This window comes from Lactobacillus rizhaonensis (genome assembly GCF_036246345.1).
In the GTDB taxonomy this organism is placed as follows: domain Bacteria; phylum Bacillota; class Bacilli; order Lactobacillales; family Lactobacillaceae; genus Lactobacillus; species Lactobacillus rizhaonensis.
The window spans coordinates 421,724-437,373 of sequence record NZ_BTTV01000001.1 but is presented as its reverse complement, the minus strand read 5'-3'; the positions used below and the strand labels follow the sequence as shown (position 1 = coordinate 437,373).

Sequence of the window (15,650 nt, the reverse complement as noted above, 5' to 3'; positions counted from 1 at the left end):
AAGTTAGTGAAAGAGAGGCCTGTTGAAGTAATGAAAAAGTTTATTGGTAACGACTGGGATGAAATATTAGCTCCCGTTTTCGAAAGCAAAGAATATCAGCAATTACATGAATTTTTAAAAACAGAATATGCTACAAAGAAAATTTATCCTGATATGTATCATATTTTTACTGCTTTCAAACTAACCTCGTTCGCAAATACGAAAGTTGTGATTTTAGGACAAGATCCATATCATAATCCTGGTCAGGCAACTGGAATGAGTTTTTCGGTTAATCCGGGAGTGAAATTGCCCCCTTCTCTTCAAAATATTTATAAAGAATTATATGACGATGTTGGTTGCCGTCCAGTTAATCACGGCTACTTAAAAAAATGGGCAGATCAGGGAGTATTACTGTTAAATGCTGTTTTGACGGTTCCATACGGTCATGCTAATGGTCATCAGGGAAAGGGCTGGGAAGCCGTGACCGATGCCGCAATTAAAGCTTTGAGTGATCGTGGCAAAGTGGTCTTTATTTTGTGGGGGCGCTTCGCTCAAAACAAAATCGTTTTAATTGACCAAGACAAAAATTTTGTGATTAAATCAGCTCATCCAAGTCCATATTCAGCTGATAGGGGATTTTTTGGTTCAAGACCATTTTCGCGTTGTAATGAAGCGCTGAAAAATTTTGACGAAATCCCAATCGATTGGCAATTACCCACAAAGGTTACACAAGCAGATTTAGCATAGGTAGGAGATAAATGAGCGTTTTTGATTTGTTAAAAAATAAGGTACAAAACTCAGAAAAAAAGTATCAGATAGTTTTCCCGGAAGGAAACGACATACGTATTTTAAATGCAGCCAGTCAGTTATCCCTGGCAAATATTATTAAACCTATTTTATTAGGTAATACCGGAATAATAACTGATAAAATCCGCAAAAACAATTTAGCTTTTAACGAATTAGAAATAGTTGATCCGATTCACTATAAAAGCAAAAAAGCGATGGTACAGAGTTTTATAAAGGCACGTAGAAAAAATGTCCCGCAGGCTGATATTGCTGAAATATTAAATGAGCCAAACTATTTTGGTACTATGTTGGTGGAAATGGGTATTGCCGATGGCATGGTATCTGGAGCAACTCATTCAACCGCTGAAACAGTTAGACCTGCTCTACAGTTGATCCATACCTCTGAAGGGATGAAACGTGTTTCTGGGAGTTTCATTATGGAACGCCAAGATGAGAAATATATTTTTGCAGATTGTGCTATTAATTTAGATCCAGATAGTGAAACATTAGCAGAAATTGCATACCAATCCGTTCAAACTGCCAAAATGATTGATATTAATCCTAAAGTTGCATTTTTGAGTTTTTCAACTAAAGGCTCAGCTAAAGGAGATATGGTTACCAAAGTTAAGAAAGCTGCTGAAATTTTTCATAAAGAACATCCTGAAATTTCAGCAGATGGTGAACTGCAATTCGATGCCGCTTTTGTGCCTGCTGTGGCGGCACAAAAGGCTCCTGATTCCGCAATAAAGGGACAAGCAAATGTCTTCATATTTCCTGAACTGCAATCTGGCAATATTTCTTATAAAATTGCTCAGCGTTTGGGGAATTTTGCAGCTATTGGCCCTATTTTGCAGGGATTACAAAAACCTGTTAACGACCTGTCACGCGGTGCCAGTACACAGGACGTTTACAATATCGCGATTTTAACTGCTGCACAGGCGCTATTAAGGGATGAGAAAAATGAAGCTTAGTATTGATTCTGCTCAAAAAATGCAGGAGCTTGGTGCAGCTATTGCTCAGACTGCCCAGGCACATGACTTATTACTGTTAAATGGCGATCTCGGTGCTGGTAAAACAACTTTGACTCAGGGAATCGGCAGAGCACTCGGAATTAAACGACCAGTAAAAAGTCCCACGTTTACTATTGTTAGGGAATATCCTGAAGCCAAACTGCCTCTATTTCATATGGATTTTTATCGCTTAGAAAATGATGATTTATCTTCAATCGATCTAACTAACTATTTGTCTGAACCGGGAATAGTTGTAATCGAATGGCCAGACGTAATCCAAAAAGAGCTTCCTGAGCAATTTTTACAACTTACCATTAAAAGAGTAGATGATAGTTGGTCTTCAACTAAACGAGTAGTTGAATTTGAGGCAAAGGGTGAAAGATATAAACAATGGGTCAAAAATATTTTGCAGCTACTAACCTAAAAAGCAGGGTTTTTTAACCCTGCTTTTTTTGCTTATATTTGGTAGACCAAACCTTTTAGAGCCTCATCTCCATATTTTTCATTTTGTGCTATCAAAATTCCTGCGCAGGCTTCACTATCACTGAGAGCATTATGATGATGCCATAATTCCACGTTAAGAGCTTTAGAAACTGTATCCAGTTTGTGGTTAGGCAGCTGGGGTTCAAATAATTTGCTGGTCTGCAAGGTATCGATGACGAAATAATGTGGTTCAGGAATATCATAGCGAGCTAAGCTTTGCCGCATTACATTAGTATCAAAACGAGCATTGTGTGCTGTAACCAGCATCCCAGGCTGATAGAGTGCTTTGATTTTAGGCCAGACTTCGGCCATAGTCGGGGCATCCTTAACGTCTTCTGCAGTGATATCGTGGATTTGAATATTGCGTGCATCAAAAGGCATTTGCGGATTAATTACAGTATAAAAGCGATCTACAATTTGGTTGTTCCGAACCATTACCAAGGCCAAAGAGCAGGCACTTTCAGGATGTCTGTTGGCTGTTTCGAAATCCATCGCAATAAAATTCATGTTATCTCCTTTAAATTTTAATTTTAGTATAACATATGATGAAGGTCTTAACTGAATGAGGTAAAATAGAAAAAGATTAGATAAAAGGGGATTTTGGTTTTGAAGTTATCAGATTTAACCGAAAAAGGTTTAGAAATAAAAAAACAGGTTCCACTTAGTAAATATACATTTACAAAAACAGGAGGTCCAGCTGAATTTCTTGCTTTTCCTCACAATGAAAATGAATTAAGAGATTTAGTAATTACTGCTTATGATAACAAGATTCCCTTAACTGTAATAGGCAATGCTTCTAACTTAATAATACGTGATGGCGGTATTTCAGGTTTGGTTTTAATTTTGACCGCGATGAACCAAATTAAGGTTGAAGATAATCAGGTTGTTGCTCAAGCAGGAGCGACTATTGTGGATACGGCTTTTACAGCTGCACATCATGGCCTAAGTGGATTAGAATTTGCAGCTGGAATACCAGGAAGTGTTGGCGGTGCAGTTTTCATGAACGCCGGTGCTTATGGGGGTGAAACTAGTAATGTTGTTCAAAGCGTCAAGGTTATGACGCGTATGGGAGAAATAAAAAAATATTCTTTGTCTGAAATGAATTTTTCTTATAGACATTCATTAGTTCAGGATAATGGTGATATTGTCATAGAGGCTGTTTTTGCATTAAAAAAGTCTGCCAAAAATCGTATTTTAGCAGATATGAATTATCTTAATGCTTTGCGTAAATATAAACAGCCGCTTGAATATCCTTCATGTGGCAGTGTTTTTAAAAGACCAGCTGGTCACTATGTTGGCCCAATGATTATCAAGGCGGGTTTGCAAGGAAAGCAAATAGGCGGCGCTCAAGATTCCACCAAGCACGCTGGATTTATTGTGAATAAGGGTAATGCTACTGCGACGGATTACCTTAATTTAATTCATTTAATACAAACAAAAATCAAGTCTCAATTTGGTTTGGATTTACAAACTGAGGTAAGAATTATTGGCGAGCCTGATGAGTAAACTGATACAATTATTATGTTCACACATTAGAGAAAGGAGTATTTATGCAAACTAGCGGAGCACATATTTTTACTTGGGGCAACTTATCTACAATTCTTGATGTCCTGATTATCTGGTTTGTAGTTTATCACTTAGTTATTTTAATCAGGGGAACTAAGGCTGTCCAGTTAGCAAAGGGAATTGTGCTGATTTTTATCGTGCGCATTATTGCAGGGATACTACAACTACATACTACGACTTGGCTGATTGACCAAATTGTTTCTTGGTCTGTAGTTGGAATTATTGTGATTTTTCAACCAGAAATTAGACGTGGTCTCGAACATTTAGGACGCCTGCCTATTTTTGGCGGTCGCGAGGATAGTGCCCGAAGCGAATCAATTAAATTCATTAATGAACTTGATAAAGCCATTCAATATATGTCGAAAAGAAGAATTGGGGCATTAATTACTATCCAACAGGAAACTGGCCTAGAGGATTATATCGAAACTGGAATCAAGCTTAACGCCGATGTCACAGGAGAATTATTAATTAACATTTTTATTCCTAATACTCCTTTACACGATGGTGCCGTGATTATTAACAAGGATCACAAAATTGCAGTGGCAGCTGCTTATTTACCACTTTCAGATAATAGTATGATTCCTAAAAGGTTGGGGACCCGTCACCGAGCTGCTGTTGGTATTTCCGAAGTGACAGATGCAATTACCGTCGTTGTATCCGAGGAAACAGGTGGGGTAACAATTACCCGTAACGGTCGCTTTATGGTCGATATGACTCGGGATGAATATCTAAAATATCTTAATGCTGAATTGGTACCAAAGAAAAATGATAATGATAAATGGTACCAAAAAATTATCCGTAAAATATGGAAATGGGGTGCTGACCGATGAAAGAATTTTGGAAAAAATCTTGGTTTATCAGGCTGGTCTCCCTTTTAATTGCAGTTTTATTGGTTATTTATGTCAATTCCACCCAAGAAGGATTTTTATCTCAGGGACAAACTGAAAAGACAAAGCAAACTGCTAATAAGACTGAAACAATCAAAGTACCGTTGCAGGTTTCAGTTGATACGGACAAGTATTACGTTGTGGGCTATCCCGAAAGAGTTAGTGTTACTTTGGAAGGGTCTACAGCACTTGTTACTTCTACTATTAATACTCAAAATTTTAGAGCTTACATTGACTTGACGAAAAAAAGCATTGGTAAGCATAATGTCAAAATTCATATTAATGGTATTAATAAGCAAATATCTTATTCAGTTAAGCCGCGAAATGTTACTGTCGACATTCAGCGACGTAAGTCAACTACAATGCCTGTACAAATAGAGTATAATAAAGGTGCTGTAGCTCCTGGTTATCAGAGAGGTCATTCCAGCGTTTACCCGCAACAGGTGGAGGTAACCGGGGCTCGCTCAGAAGTTGATCAAATTGATCAGATTGTTGCCAAGGTGGTTTTACCTAATGGTATTGATCACACTTATGAGCGACAGGTAAACTTGATTGCAGTAGATAATAAGGGAAGACAGTTGAATGTAATAATTGATCCTGCAACTGCTAAAGTAACAATACCTATCACAACGGCAAAAAAAGTAGTAAAAGTTCAGCTTGAACCAGAACATGAAAAAACAAATAAAATTTATTCACTGACTGCTAAAACCAAATACGTAACTTTATATGGCAATGAAGATGCTCTGGCTAAAGTTAAGCGCTTGAAAGTTCCCGTTGATTTAGGTTCTGTTAACGTTTCTGCTACCAAAACTATTACTTTCAATTTACCTGACGGTGTAGTTAAATCGAATCCAAGGCAAATCAATGTTGATATAAAGGTAGAAAATACAAAAGACACACAAAATGTTGATAAATAAGAAAGAAAGGTTGTTTAGTAATGTTAAAATATTTTGGCACTGATGGTGTACGTGGGGTCGCTAATCAAGATCTATCTCCTGAGTTGGCATTTAAGTTAGGGCGAGACGGTGGTTACGTCTTAACAAAAAACAAGTCTAAAGAAGAACAGGCCAAAGTTTTGGTTTCTCGTGATACGAGAATTTCTGGGCAGATGTTGGAATACGCCTTGATATCAGGACTTCTTTCTGTTGGAATTGAGGTCTTGGAGGTAGGTGTAATTACTACACCGGGATTATCGTACCTAGTTCGTGCTCAAGGCGCTGATGCAGGTGTTCAGATTTCTGCTTCCCATAATCCTGTTGAAGATAATGGTATTAAGTTCTTTGGCAGCGATGGTTTGAAATTGTCGGACGAAATGGAAGGCGAAATTGAGAAATTGATTGATGCCCCTAAAGATAGTTTACCTCGACCTTCTGCTAAAGGATTAGGTTCCGTCACCGATTTTCATGAAGGTAGTGCCAAATATTTACAGTTTATTGAAAATACTATTCCTGAAGACCTTAGTGGTATTAAGGTTGTGATCGATGGTGCAAATGGTGCCGCCAGCAGCCTAATTTCTCGGTTATTTGCTGATTGTGGTGTTGACTTCACTACTATTGCTATTCATCCCGATGGCCTTAACATTAATGATCACGTTGGAGCCACTCATACTGAAAAACTGCAGGAAGAAGTAGTGAAACAGGGCGCACAACTTGGTCTTGCATTTGACGGTGATGCTGATCGTTGTATCGCTGTCGATGAAAATGGTCACGAGGTTGATGGTGACCATATTATGTATATACTTGGCAGCTATATGGAAGATGGTGGCCGTTTGAAAAAAGATACAATCGTTACCACTGTAATGAGTAATCTGGGATTTACTAAAGCGTTGCAAAGACGTGGTATTAAAAATGTTCGGACTCAAGTGGGCGACCGATATGTTTCAGAAGAAATGCGTACGCATGGTTATAATTTAGGTGGAGAACAATCTGGTCACGTGATTATGAGTGATTATCATAATACAGGTGACGGAATGTTGACAGGTTTACATTTGATGTTAGTGATGAAAAGAACTGGCAAAACTCTAACTGAGTTACTAACTGATTTTAAAGAATATCCACAGTGTCTGGTAAACGTTCCGGTAAAAGATAAGAACTCCTGGAAAGAGCATCAACCTATTTTAGATGTAATAAAAGAGGTTGAAAATGATATGGGTGACGATGGTAGAGTATTAGTGCGACCTTCCGGAACACAGTCACTTTTGCGTGTAATGGCTGAAGGACCAACCCAAGAGGAAACTGATGCCTATGTGAAGAGAATAACTGATGTAGTTGAAAAGGAAATGGGCGTGTAAGTAGAATAAACCCATTGCATTTTTGAGCTAAAAAGCAGGTAAATAATAATAAGACCCCAAAATTGACTTCAATTTTGGGGTCTTATTATACAAACTTTACTCAAAAATATTTGTATTATTCTTTTACATCTTTTTCTATGTTGGCTGGCGTGACATCAGCTGCTGTATTCACTGGCTTTAAATGATTGCCAAAAGTATATTTAGCAGTAGAAACTTTTACAAAATTATAGTTTAACATTGATGAAGGTGAATCTAAAACTTCATAAAACAGCTCTGCTTTTTTATCTTCTGGAACCCATATATATCTTAAACTGGTAACCGAAACCGTATCACCTGAACTGAACCATGAATCGTCCGCAAATTCTCCTTTTGTATTATAAAGATATGCGTCATTCACAAATCTTACATGCATGATATTAGTATACGGTATTAGTTGCTGGCGAGGCTGCGTTTTAAGGTCGTCTCTTAAAACAAACAGATTTTTATTGTTTTTTATGCGGAATACTTCTAGAACTACTCCATTATCAAGCATATCAATTTTAGTCGTCCCCGCTAGTTCTTCTCTATTACTGCGACGATCAACCACTAGTTTTGTACCCTTTTTAACATATTTATCGGTAAATTCACCTTTATTATTAACAAGATTTGCTTTTGTAAAATCTTTATCAGAAGAAAACGGCCAGGAAGCTATTGTAACAGTAGCATAATTAGTAAATAACTTATTTCCATTGATACTATCAACATTTATAACTTTAATATAACCGCCATGACCGATACTGTAATACTCCTTACCTTTAATTGTTTTATATGGTAGATAATACCAGTTCATATCTTTGTCATTAAAGGTATAACGTTTAGTATCTGGATCAGATAAGGCTTTAATTTTGCCAACGTATCTTACTGAAGCACCCTTTTTTAGCAACCCATTCGTTTTAAGATAAGAATATTTTTTCTTACCCTTTTTGTTATAAACACGAGTCTTATGATTTAAAGTTAGCTTGCCTTGCTCAGAATTTACATTTGACGTAGTAGTTTGAGCTTGAGCAATATTAGTTGTAGTACCTGCTATTGATGCTATTGTCAATATTCCAGCTACTAAGCTAATAAACAATTTTTTGTTAATTTTCATTGTAATTACCCCTTTTATCCTTAAATTCTAATAGCTAGCTATTAAATTGTCTATTAAGAATGACAACTTTACGTAAAACAAAAAAGATAGCAAGAAGCCCGCTTTTTTCTGAATAATACTTAAATATCACTTTTGCATTTTACACAACAGCTTAAGCATATGCTTATTTAAATGTATAACTGTTTAACTGGCCTCAATTTAAGATTTTCATCACTTATTTGGGCAAACTTTTGTGTTAGTAATAGTAATTTTACATTATTGTATAGACCAATTTTTAAAATATTGCTTGACCAATTTATTAAAAAAGGCTAATATTCCATACGTAAGTTGAATTAACTAATTAATCCAAATTAATTATTTTTACTAGACCAAAGGAGAAGAATATGTGTGGAATTGTTGGCATAGTTGGAAAGTCTGCTAGAGAAATTGTTTTAAATGGGTTGTCTAAGCTTGAATATCGCGGATATGATTCTGCAGGAATTTACCTCAATGATTTGGCAGGAAAAGAATATTTAACTAAAACTGCTGGTCGTATTGAGGACTTGAAGAACAAAATGACTCCAGAAGAGCAGGGTATGATTGGTATTGGTCATACTCGTTGGGCAACACATGGTAAGCCCACTGAAACTAATGCTCATCCCCAATTTGATGAAACTGAACGCTTTTATCTAGTTCATAATGGCGTAATTGAAAATTACCAAGAAATAAAAAAGCAATACTTAAATGATGTTACCTTTAAGTCTGACACTGATACCGAGGTAATAGTTCAATTAGTTAGTAAATTTGCTCGTGAAAAAAATGAAGATGCCTTTACGGCTCTAAAGCAGGCCCTACAAGTGATTAAGGGATCATATGCTCTTTTATTAATTGACAATCAAAATCCAAATCATATTTTTATTGCTAAAAATAAATCTCCTTTGATGCTGGGACTGGGTAATGGCTTTAATGTTATCGCATCTGATGCCTTATCGGTATTGGATCAAACCAAAACTTTCGTTGATTTACAAGATGGTGAGGTCGGAGACATTACTCAAGATGGATATCAGCTTGAAACTATTGCTGGTCAAAAGGTTGATCATCAACACTATGAGTTAAATATTGACGAAAATGCTGCTTCTAAGGGCACTTATGAATTTTACATGCTTAAAGAAATTTGTGAGCAACCGAGTGTTTTACGGCACTTAGATCAACATTATCTTGATCAAACTGGTGACCCTAAAGTAGATGCTAAAATTATTAATGCTCTATCTCAGACAGATAGACTGTATATCTTTGCTGCTGGTACAAGTTACCATGCAGGTTTAATTGGTAAACAACTTTTTGAGAAGCTGACCAAGATCCCAACTGAAGTAGGATTTGCATCTGAAGCAGGTTACCATTTTCCAATGATGTCAAAAAACCCATTCTTTATTTTCTTATCGCAATCAGGTGAAACGGCTGATTCACGCGTTGTCTTACAACAGGCGATTAAGCGTGGCATTCCCAGTCTAACTTTGACGAATGTTCCCAATTCAACTTTGGCACGCGAAGCTAATTATGCTATGTCACTTGAAGCAGGGCCTGAGATTGCTGTAGCTTCAACTAAAGCTTATACTGCCCAAGTTGCCGTTCAAGCTATAGTTGCCAAGGCATTAGGAGAAAAATTAGGTGTTAAAGATGCTGCAGCTTTTGATTTGAAAAAGAATTTTGCTTTAGCTGCAGAAGGAATTGAGCAAGTGATTTCGAATCAGAAAAAAATTGAGCAGCTCGCTCAGAAGGATATTATATCAAGTCGCAATGCTTTCTACATTGGTAGAGGGATTGATTATCCAGTCGCTTTGGAGGCAGCCCTTAAACTTAAAGAAGTGTCATATATTCAAACAGAAGGTTTTGCGGCAGCAGAATTAAAGCATGGCACAATTTCATTGATTGAAAAAGGCACACCTGTAATCGCTTTGATTAATGATTCTGTTACAGCGGATTTGATGCGGGGAAACATTCAAGAGGTAATTGCACGCGGTGCAACCGTTATTACTATTGCACGTAAATCATTAGCTAAACCTACCGATGATATTGTTTTACCTGAAGTTAATTACTATCTTTCGCCACTTGTTAGTGTAGTTACAGCACAATTATTTGCATATTTTGCAGCTAAAGATAAAGGACTAGATGTTGATAAGCCGCGTAATTTAGCGAAAAGCGTCACTGTAGAATAAACTTTTTGAGTTTCTGTTTTGTTTTAAAAGAGAATATTTTTTGAAAAAGTCGTAAGTAATTACGACTTTTTGTATAATAAAGAAGATAGTGAAAAAGTGTAGGAGGATATTATTTTGGCAATAAAATTGATTGCGGTTGATTTAGATGGTACTTTACTTACCACCTCTAAGCAGATTTCACCGGAAACTGAAAGGGCACTGAAGCAAGCTGACAGTCAAGGCATTAAGGTGGTTTTGGCAACAGGTCGACCATTGTCCGGTACTATTGAATTTAATAAACAATTAGGTTTACAAGGCGCAAGACAATATGACATTGTTTTTAATGGTGCAGTAATCCAGGACCTAGCGGGAAATATTTTAATGAATGAAGAAATGAATTACCATGATTTCTCTAATATGCGTCGCTTGCAAAGATTAGCCCATGTTAACCTTCATTTTGAAACTCCTGAGTGTTACTGGACATGTGATCGTGACATAGGAGTAAATTTAGCTAGAAACGCTACTTATACTAAAAATGTGATTAAAGTACGTAAAGTAGAAGAAATACCACAAGATTTTTCTTTTAATAAAGTGGGACTTAGTGTTCTTAAAGATGAACGTGAAGTTGATAAATTATGGAATAATATCCCTCAATGGGCTTTTGCCAAGTATGATATTGTTCGCAGCTTTTCTTCTATTGTTGAAATTAACATTAAAGATGCTTCTAAGGGTAATGCAGTCCAGCAATTAGCAGAGAGATTGAAAATTAAGCCGAGTCAAGTTATGGTTTTTGGCGATCAGGGCAACGATATTTCGATGTTTACTAATCCTGATTTTAAAAAAGTGGCGATGGGTAATGCTGTGGGGATGATCAAGGATTATGCAGATTATGTGACCGCAGATAATGACAATGACGGAATTGCCAAAGCACTAAAAAAGTTTGTTCTGTAGTAAAATAAAGCTAGGTTGATTATTATGGTAGAAAAAAATAAAGAACATAATATTTCCGAAGCTGAGTGGGAAGTTATGAGAATAGTGTGGACTTTAGGAGAAATTCACACTGGTGATGTGATTCAGCAACTGCAAGCAAAAAAGGATTGGTCTGAGTCGACTATTAAAACTCTGATGGGTCGATTAGTCAAAAAGGGTCTGCTAAAAACCCGTAAGGACGGTCGCCGTTTTGTTTATTCCGCTACCGTTACGCAAATAGAAATGATGATTCAAGTCACTAACGAAATGATGAGTCATATGTGTGATATGCATAAGGGTCAGGTAATGATAGCAATTCTCAAGGATATGCCTCTTTCTCAAGGTGATATCACCAAGATCGAAAGTGAACTTGCTCTCAAGAAAGAGCATGCTCCTGAAATGGTTAATTGTAATTGTTTAGCTTCGGGTCAACATGAATGTTAGATTAAACAGTTAATATTTTTTAGGAGGTTAACTAAATGAGAAAATTCGCTAGTATTTTGTTACGGCTAATTTTTGTTGCAGCAGTCTGTGTTTCAGGGTTTCTAATGATGGAATCTCCTATCACCGTCAACGTGCAAAATGTTCGTGGTATGGCTCAAACTGTCATCAAAAAGAGTGTTAACAATACGGGTGACTCGAGATTAAAGAGTACATTGAAACTGGCTAAGGACTTTGGTGTTGAAGACAAAATCCTCGAACAATTACCTAAAAAATATCATCATGATATGTCTTATACCAGCTTGTACAATTTAGGTGCAAGTTACCAGGAAAATGGAGAAGTGACAGCTAAAAGTTTATCTTTTCCAGAGAATAATGATGTGCAAAAAGCAGTCAGCAAACTTTTACTAAATAAAATTAATGACGGTTTGAAAGAAAATCAGGATCAGGTTAATCAGAGTATCACTATTTTCCATTATTGCTTTTTTGCAACAATATTAATTTTCATCCTATCGGCTTTGTTAATATTATTTGGTAAATATTGGGCTGCAATTATTTTGTTAATTGGATCTGTGGGATCTTTTGGGGTCTTACAGTTCATAGCCAATCAGTTGGTACAATGGCTGGAAAGTAACGTTGCTCAAGGAATTTCGTTAACTGTTTCTCCGATTCTATGGGGCGGATTGGCCGTAGGAGTGATAACAGCACTAATTTGGCCGTTGGTTTTAAAGCTAACAAAAAAGGAATAATATATTTTATAATTAAGCATTACCTAAAAAATTAGGCTAATGCTTTTTATTTTAATGTAACGTCTATACCTATTAAATGTATGCTAAAATTAATAATGATGATTTGAATATATAAATAAAGGAAAAATTAATGTACTACTTTTTAAATAATAGATTAGATGCAAATAGTTCAGGAATAGAGCACGCAGAAGTTAAAAGACTAAAGTTATTTAAACGTAATCATGTTAAAGCAAAGATTGTTATGTCGGAGTTTAATCGCTTTGCACATCGTAATTTACCTTTGTATGGCATGACTGATGATGATTATGTCAATATGTTTGACTTTTTTGCCGGTACAGTGAAGTTTGCTAATCGTGTTGTCACGATAAAAGATCTACCGATCCCTAGCTTTAATAAGGTAAAAAAAATCAATAATGGTTATGAGGTGTATGAAGACAATCGAAAAACTATGACTATTAATATGTTGCCTAATGGTAGTGTGGACACGATTAAATATTATAATGGTGATGTCAATTGTATTAAGCAAGATTTTTATGATACTCGTGGTTTTAAAAGTCTAACACAAATTTATGATACAGCAGATGGACACTTAGTCTATGAATTATTTTTCCGCCCCGACAATACCATCTATTACGAGATTTCTTATGAAAAACGACCGAATTCATATCCAGCAACTAACATTCAATTGACTGATATTCAAGGTGTTGTTCATTCACTTATGAATAGTGGCCAAGCGTTTACTATTATGCTTGATGAATTAAACCAGCAGGATGGAGATGAGAGGTCAACTTTCATCTCTGATCGTAGTAATATTACTAATGTGCCAATGATTAATATGAAAACGCCAGCCCGAAAAATCGAACATTTTCATAATATTCACTTCAGAGACTACTGGGACCCTAGTTCTCCTCTCACTTACAACTCAATTTCAAATAATGAATTACTCAGTAAAACCGACTTAGTAGTTACTCCTGGAAAACATCAAGCAGATGACATGAGAAGAAGACTAAGAACGCAAGTGCCGATAGTTGCTATACCTGTAGGAATAGTACCAGATGAGCAGTTACATGCTGAGCATATCCCAATGAGTGAACGAATAAAAGGAAAAATAATAATTGTAGCTCGTTTATTCTATGAAAAACGAATTGATGACGCAATTAAGGCTTTTAAACAAGCTTATCAAAATGATGATGCACTAACTCTAGATATTTATGGTTATGGCAATGGCGCGGATAATTTCAAAGAAGAAAACATGCTGAAGAAGCTGGTGCAAGATCTTAAGTTGGAAAATGTAGTTCACTTTATGGGTTACACCCAAAATATGGATTATGTTTATGATAATGCTCAACTTTCAATTCTTTCTTCAAGATATGAAGGAGCCCCCCTTTCAATAGTTGAAGCTCAATCACACGGCGTTCCAGTATTTGCATATGATATTAACTATGGTCCAGCAGACTTAATTGCTGATGGTCAGAGTGGTTTTATCGTGCCAAGTGGTCATATTGATGACTTAGCAGCTAAAATTAGTGAATTCTTTACTAGCCCTAAATTACGGAGAAAATTAAATGAAGGAGCTTATCAAAATGCTAAGCGCTTTTCCAGTGACAACGTTTGGCGATACTGGCAAAAATATGTGATTAATACAGATAAATAGGTATCACTTAAAAACTCACCTTGAATTTCAAGACGAGTTTTTCTTTGCATTTAATTTATTGCATTTCAAAAAAATGTGAGTTACTATGGTTATTTAGTTAGCTTGCTAACTAAGTGTTCAGGAGGAATTCGAATGGAAAGAAAATTAGATGCAAAATTAATTTGTTCAATTTTCGCAGCTGGACTGATGTCATTTTCAGGTGTGCTAATTGAAACGGCAGGGAATGTTACTTTTCCTGTTTTAATGAATGATTTTCATGTTAATATGGCCACAGTACAATGGATGACGACGGGCTATTTACTGGTTGCTTCCATTATCATGCCGCTATCAGCATATTTAAAAAGAAACTTTAGTTCGAAAAAACTGTTTGTGACAGCCGCTTCTTTATTTATTTGTGGCTTGCTAATTGACGCAGTTGCTAACCAATTTATTTTTCTAGTTATTGGTCGCATTATTCAAGGCGCGGGCGCAGGAATAGCTATTCCCTTAATGTTTAATATCATTTTGGAGAGGACACCACTTGATAAACTAGGCCTCCTTATGGGTATAGGAACAATGATTACTGCTGTAGCTCCAGCTTTAGGACCAAGTTTTGGCGGGTTGGTTGTTAATACTTTAGGTTGGCGTTATATTTTTATCTTTATTATACCCGTGATGGTAATATCCTTGATCATGGGCTTAACTTCAATCACAAGTAAAACAGAGAATATTAAGCATACTAGGCTGGATACTACCGGTTTTCTGAGTATTGCTTTAACTTTTATTGGGTTAATTTTTGCTTTTAGCAACTTATCTAAAATATTACAAAAACCGCTCATGTTTGTTTTACCTTTAGCATTAGGAATAATAAGTTTAATCATTTTTATTAGGCATTCATTGCATACTACCAATCCACTGATTAATATTCGTGTTTTTAAAAACATAAGATTCACTCAAGGAATTACAGCCTACTTTATTTTTCAGGTAAATACCTTAGGTTTGTCGTTCATCCTGCCTAATTATGTCCAAATAGTCAATCATTCTACTGCGATGACTGCGGGACTTTTACTATTAGCTGGTGGACTAGTAGGGGCGATTTTGTCGCCAATTAGTGGTAGGCTACTTGATAATTACGGACCAAGAAAGCCAATTATGACTGGTGCTATTTTTGAAATAATTGGTGGCATATTATATTGTCTATTTGCTTCATCGCTAACATCTGGCAAAATTATTTTATTTTATGTTATTACAATGCTGGGTATAGGCCTAGTTATGGGGGATACCATGACAGCTTCTATCGGTCAACTTGGCGAAAAAGAGAGTACTGATGGTAACGGACTCTTTAATATGGCCCAGCAATTTGCTGGTGCGGTTGGTACTGCCATTATTTCAGCAATCATGCAATTTGTAGAGCAGATGAGCGGTCAAAATTCTACTTCTGGAAAATACATTGATGCTGCTCAAGTTGGACTAATTTTTATTCTAATTATTGTCTTTGTTGGTGTATACTTACTTTATCGAGCTACAAAACCAGTAAAAACAGAGGGATAAAAT

The 15,650-nt window shown here is 36.2% G+C and carries 15 protein-coding genes; 13 read left to right on the top strand and 2 right to left on the bottom strand.

Going from position 1 to position 15,650, the window contains the following annotated elements; translation table 11 throughout:
• The first annotated feature begins 30 nt into the window (after positions 1–30).
• The 3 genes from AAA915_RS02090 to tsaE are packed head-to-tail and all read left to right on the top strand — an operon-like array spanning position 31 to position 2,199.
• Positions 31–726 (top strand): uracil-DNA glycosylase, encoded by a 696-nt coding sequence (locus AAA915_RS02090; protein ID WP_338199444.1) that lies wholly within the window; start codon positions 31–33, stop codon positions 724–726.
• Positions 727–737: 11 nt separating this feature from the next.
• A complete protein-coding gene (gene pta / locus AAA915_RS02085) occupies positions 738–1,736 on the top strand; it encodes a phosphate acetyltransferase (RefSeq protein ID WP_338199442.1) in 999 nt (332 codons plus the stop codon).
• A complete protein-coding gene (tsaE, locus tag AAA915_RS02080) occupies positions 1,726–2,199 on the top strand; it encodes a tRNA (adenosine(37)-N6)-threonylcarbamoyltransferase complex ATPase subunit type 1 TsaE (RefSeq protein ID WP_110445886.1) in 474 nt (157 codons plus the stop codon). The genes pta and tsaE overlap by 11 nt, the downstream gene beginning before the upstream one ends.
• A gap of 32 nt (positions 2,200–2,231) precedes the next feature.
• Here the strand turns inward: tsaE and AAA915_RS02075 are convergent, their stop codons facing one another.
• Entirely contained in the window at positions 2,232–2,765 is a 534-nt protein-coding gene (locus tag AAA915_RS02075) for a 3'-5' exonuclease (protein WP_110445887.1), read from the bottom strand.
• 99 nt (positions 2,766–2,864) lie between these two features.
• Here AAA915_RS02075 and murB point away from each other — a divergent pair, with 99 nt between their 5' ends.
• From murB to glmM, 4 genes are read left to right on the top strand one after another with little or no spacing between them, the layout of a single operon-like run.
• Positions 2,865–3,764 (top strand): UDP-N-acetylmuramate dehydrogenase, encoded by a 900-nt coding sequence (gene murB / locus AAA915_RS02070; RefSeq protein ID WP_338199439.1) that lies wholly within the window; start codon positions 2,865–2,867, stop codon positions 3,762–3,764.
• Between the two features lie 44 nt (positions 3,765–3,808).
• Positions 3,809–4,654 carry a diadenylate cyclase CdaA gene (gene cdaA, locus AAA915_RS02065; RefSeq protein ID WP_294603068.1) on the top strand — a complete coding sequence of 282 codons (846 nt, stop codon included), beginning with the start codon at positions 3,809–3,811 and terminating at the stop codon, positions 4,652–4,654.
• The gene (locus AAA915_RS02060; protein ID WP_294603063.1) at positions 4,651–5,628 is read left to right on the top strand and encodes a CdaR family protein; all 978 of its coding nucleotides are present in this window, start codon (positions 4,651–4,653) and stop codon (positions 5,626–5,628) included. Before cdaA ends, AAA915_RS02060 begins: the two co-directional genes overlap by 4 nt.
• A gap of 20 nt (positions 5,629–5,648) precedes the next feature.
• Complete coding sequence (gene glmM, locus AAA915_RS02055; RefSeq protein ID WP_338199436.1) at positions 5,649–7,001, top strand: phosphoglucosamine mutase; 1,353 nt, start codon at positions 5,649–5,651, stop codon at positions 6,999–7,001.
• 115 nt (positions 7,002–7,116) lie between these two features.
• Here the strand turns inward: glmM and AAA915_RS02050 are convergent, their stop codons facing one another.
• Positions 7,117–8,130, bottom strand: a complete 1,014-nt coding sequence (locus AAA915_RS02050; RefSeq protein WP_338199434.1) for an SLAP domain-containing protein — start codon at positions 8,128–8,130, stop codon at positions 7,117–7,119.
• 383 nt (positions 8,131–8,513) lie between these two features.
• Here AAA915_RS02050 and glmS point away from each other — a divergent pair, with 383 nt between their 5' ends.
• The 6 genes from glmS to AAA915_RS02020 all read left to right on the top strand — a co-directional run bounded on the left by glmS (position 8,514) and on the right by AAA915_RS02020 (position 15,647).
• Complete coding sequence (gene glmS, locus AAA915_RS02045; RefSeq protein ID WP_338199432.1) at positions 8,514–10,325, top strand: glutamine--fructose-6-phosphate transaminase (isomerizing); 1,812 nt, start codon at positions 8,514–8,516, stop codon at positions 10,323–10,325.
• Between the two features lie 114 nt (positions 10,326–10,439).
• Complete coding sequence (locus tag AAA915_RS02040) at positions 10,440–11,255, top strand: Cof-type HAD-IIB family hydrolase (protein WP_338199430.1); 816 nt, start codon at positions 10,440–10,442, stop codon at positions 11,253–11,255.
• Between the two features lie 24 nt (positions 11,256–11,279).
• Complete coding sequence (locus tag AAA915_RS02035) at positions 11,280–11,717, top strand: CopY/TcrY family copper transport repressor (protein WP_294764034.1); 438 nt, start codon at positions 11,280–11,282, stop codon at positions 11,715–11,717.
• Positions 11,718–11,752: 35 nt separating this feature from the next.
• Entirely contained in the window at positions 11,753–12,463 is a 711-nt protein-coding gene (locus AAA915_RS02030) for a hypothetical protein (RefSeq protein ID WP_338199426.1), read from the top strand.
• A gap of 130 nt (positions 12,464–12,593) precedes the next feature.
• Positions 12,594–14,117: a glycosyltransferase gene (locus AAA915_RS02025; protein WP_338199424.1), complete on the top strand. Its 1,524-nt coding sequence runs from the start codon at positions 12,594–12,596 to the stop codon at positions 14,115–14,117.
• Between the two features lie 132 nt (positions 14,118–14,249).
• Positions 14,250–15,647: a DHA2 family efflux MFS transporter permease subunit gene (locus AAA915_RS02020; RefSeq protein ID WP_338199422.1), complete on the top strand. Its 1,398-nt coding sequence runs from the start codon at positions 14,250–14,252 to the stop codon at positions 15,645–15,647.
• Positions 15,648–15,650 lie beyond the last annotated feature (3 nt).

Bases quoted from the DNA above. Each gene is read 5' to 3' on its own strand.
- AAA915_RS02090 (WP_338199444.1), top strand. From the start codon at position 31: ATGAAAAAGTTTATTGGTAACGACTGGGATGAAATATTAGCTCCCGTT.
- pta (WP_338199442.1), top strand. From the start codon at position 738: ATGAGCGTTTTTGATTTGTTAAAAAATAAGGTACAAAACTCAGAAAAA.
- tsaE (WP_110445886.1), top strand. From the start codon at position 1,726: ATGAAGCTTAGTATTGATTCTGCTCAAAAAATGCAGGAGCTTGGTGCA.
- AAA915_RS02075 (WP_110445887.1), bottom strand. From the start codon at position 2,765: ATGAATTTTATTGCGATGGATTTCGAAACAGCCAACAGACATCCTGAA.
- cdaA (WP_294603068.1), top strand. From the start codon at position 3,809: ATGCAAACTAGCGGAGCACATATTTTTACTTGGGGCAACTTATCTACA.
- AAA915_RS02060 (WP_294603063.1), top strand. From the start codon at position 4,651: ATGAAAGAATTTTGGAAAAAATCTTGGTTTATCAGGCTGGTCTCCCTT.
- glmM (WP_338199436.1), top strand. From the start codon at position 5,649: ATGTTAAAATATTTTGGCACTGATGGTGTACGTGGGGTCGCTAATCAA.
- AAA915_RS02050 (WP_338199434.1), bottom strand. From the start codon at position 8,130: ATGAAAATTAACAAAAAATTGTTTATTAGCTTAGTAGCTGGAATATTG.
- glmS (WP_338199432.1), top strand. From the start codon at position 8,514: ATGTGTGGAATTGTTGGCATAGTTGGAAAGTCTGCTAGAGAAATTGTT.
- AAA915_RS02035 (WP_294764034.1), top strand. From the start codon at position 11,280: ATGGTAGAAAAAAATAAAGAACATAATATTTCCGAAGCTGAGTGGGAA.
- AAA915_RS02030 (WP_338199426.1), top strand. From the start codon at position 11,753: ATGAGAAAATTCGCTAGTATTTTGTTACGGCTAATTTTTGTTGCAGCA.
- AAA915_RS02025 (WP_338199424.1), top strand. From the start codon at position 12,594: ATGTACTACTTTTTAAATAATAGATTAGATGCAAATAGTTCAGGAATA.
- AAA915_RS02020 (WP_338199422.1), top strand. From the start codon at position 14,250: ATGGAAAGAAAATTAGATGCAAAATTAATTTGTTCAATTTTCGCAGCT.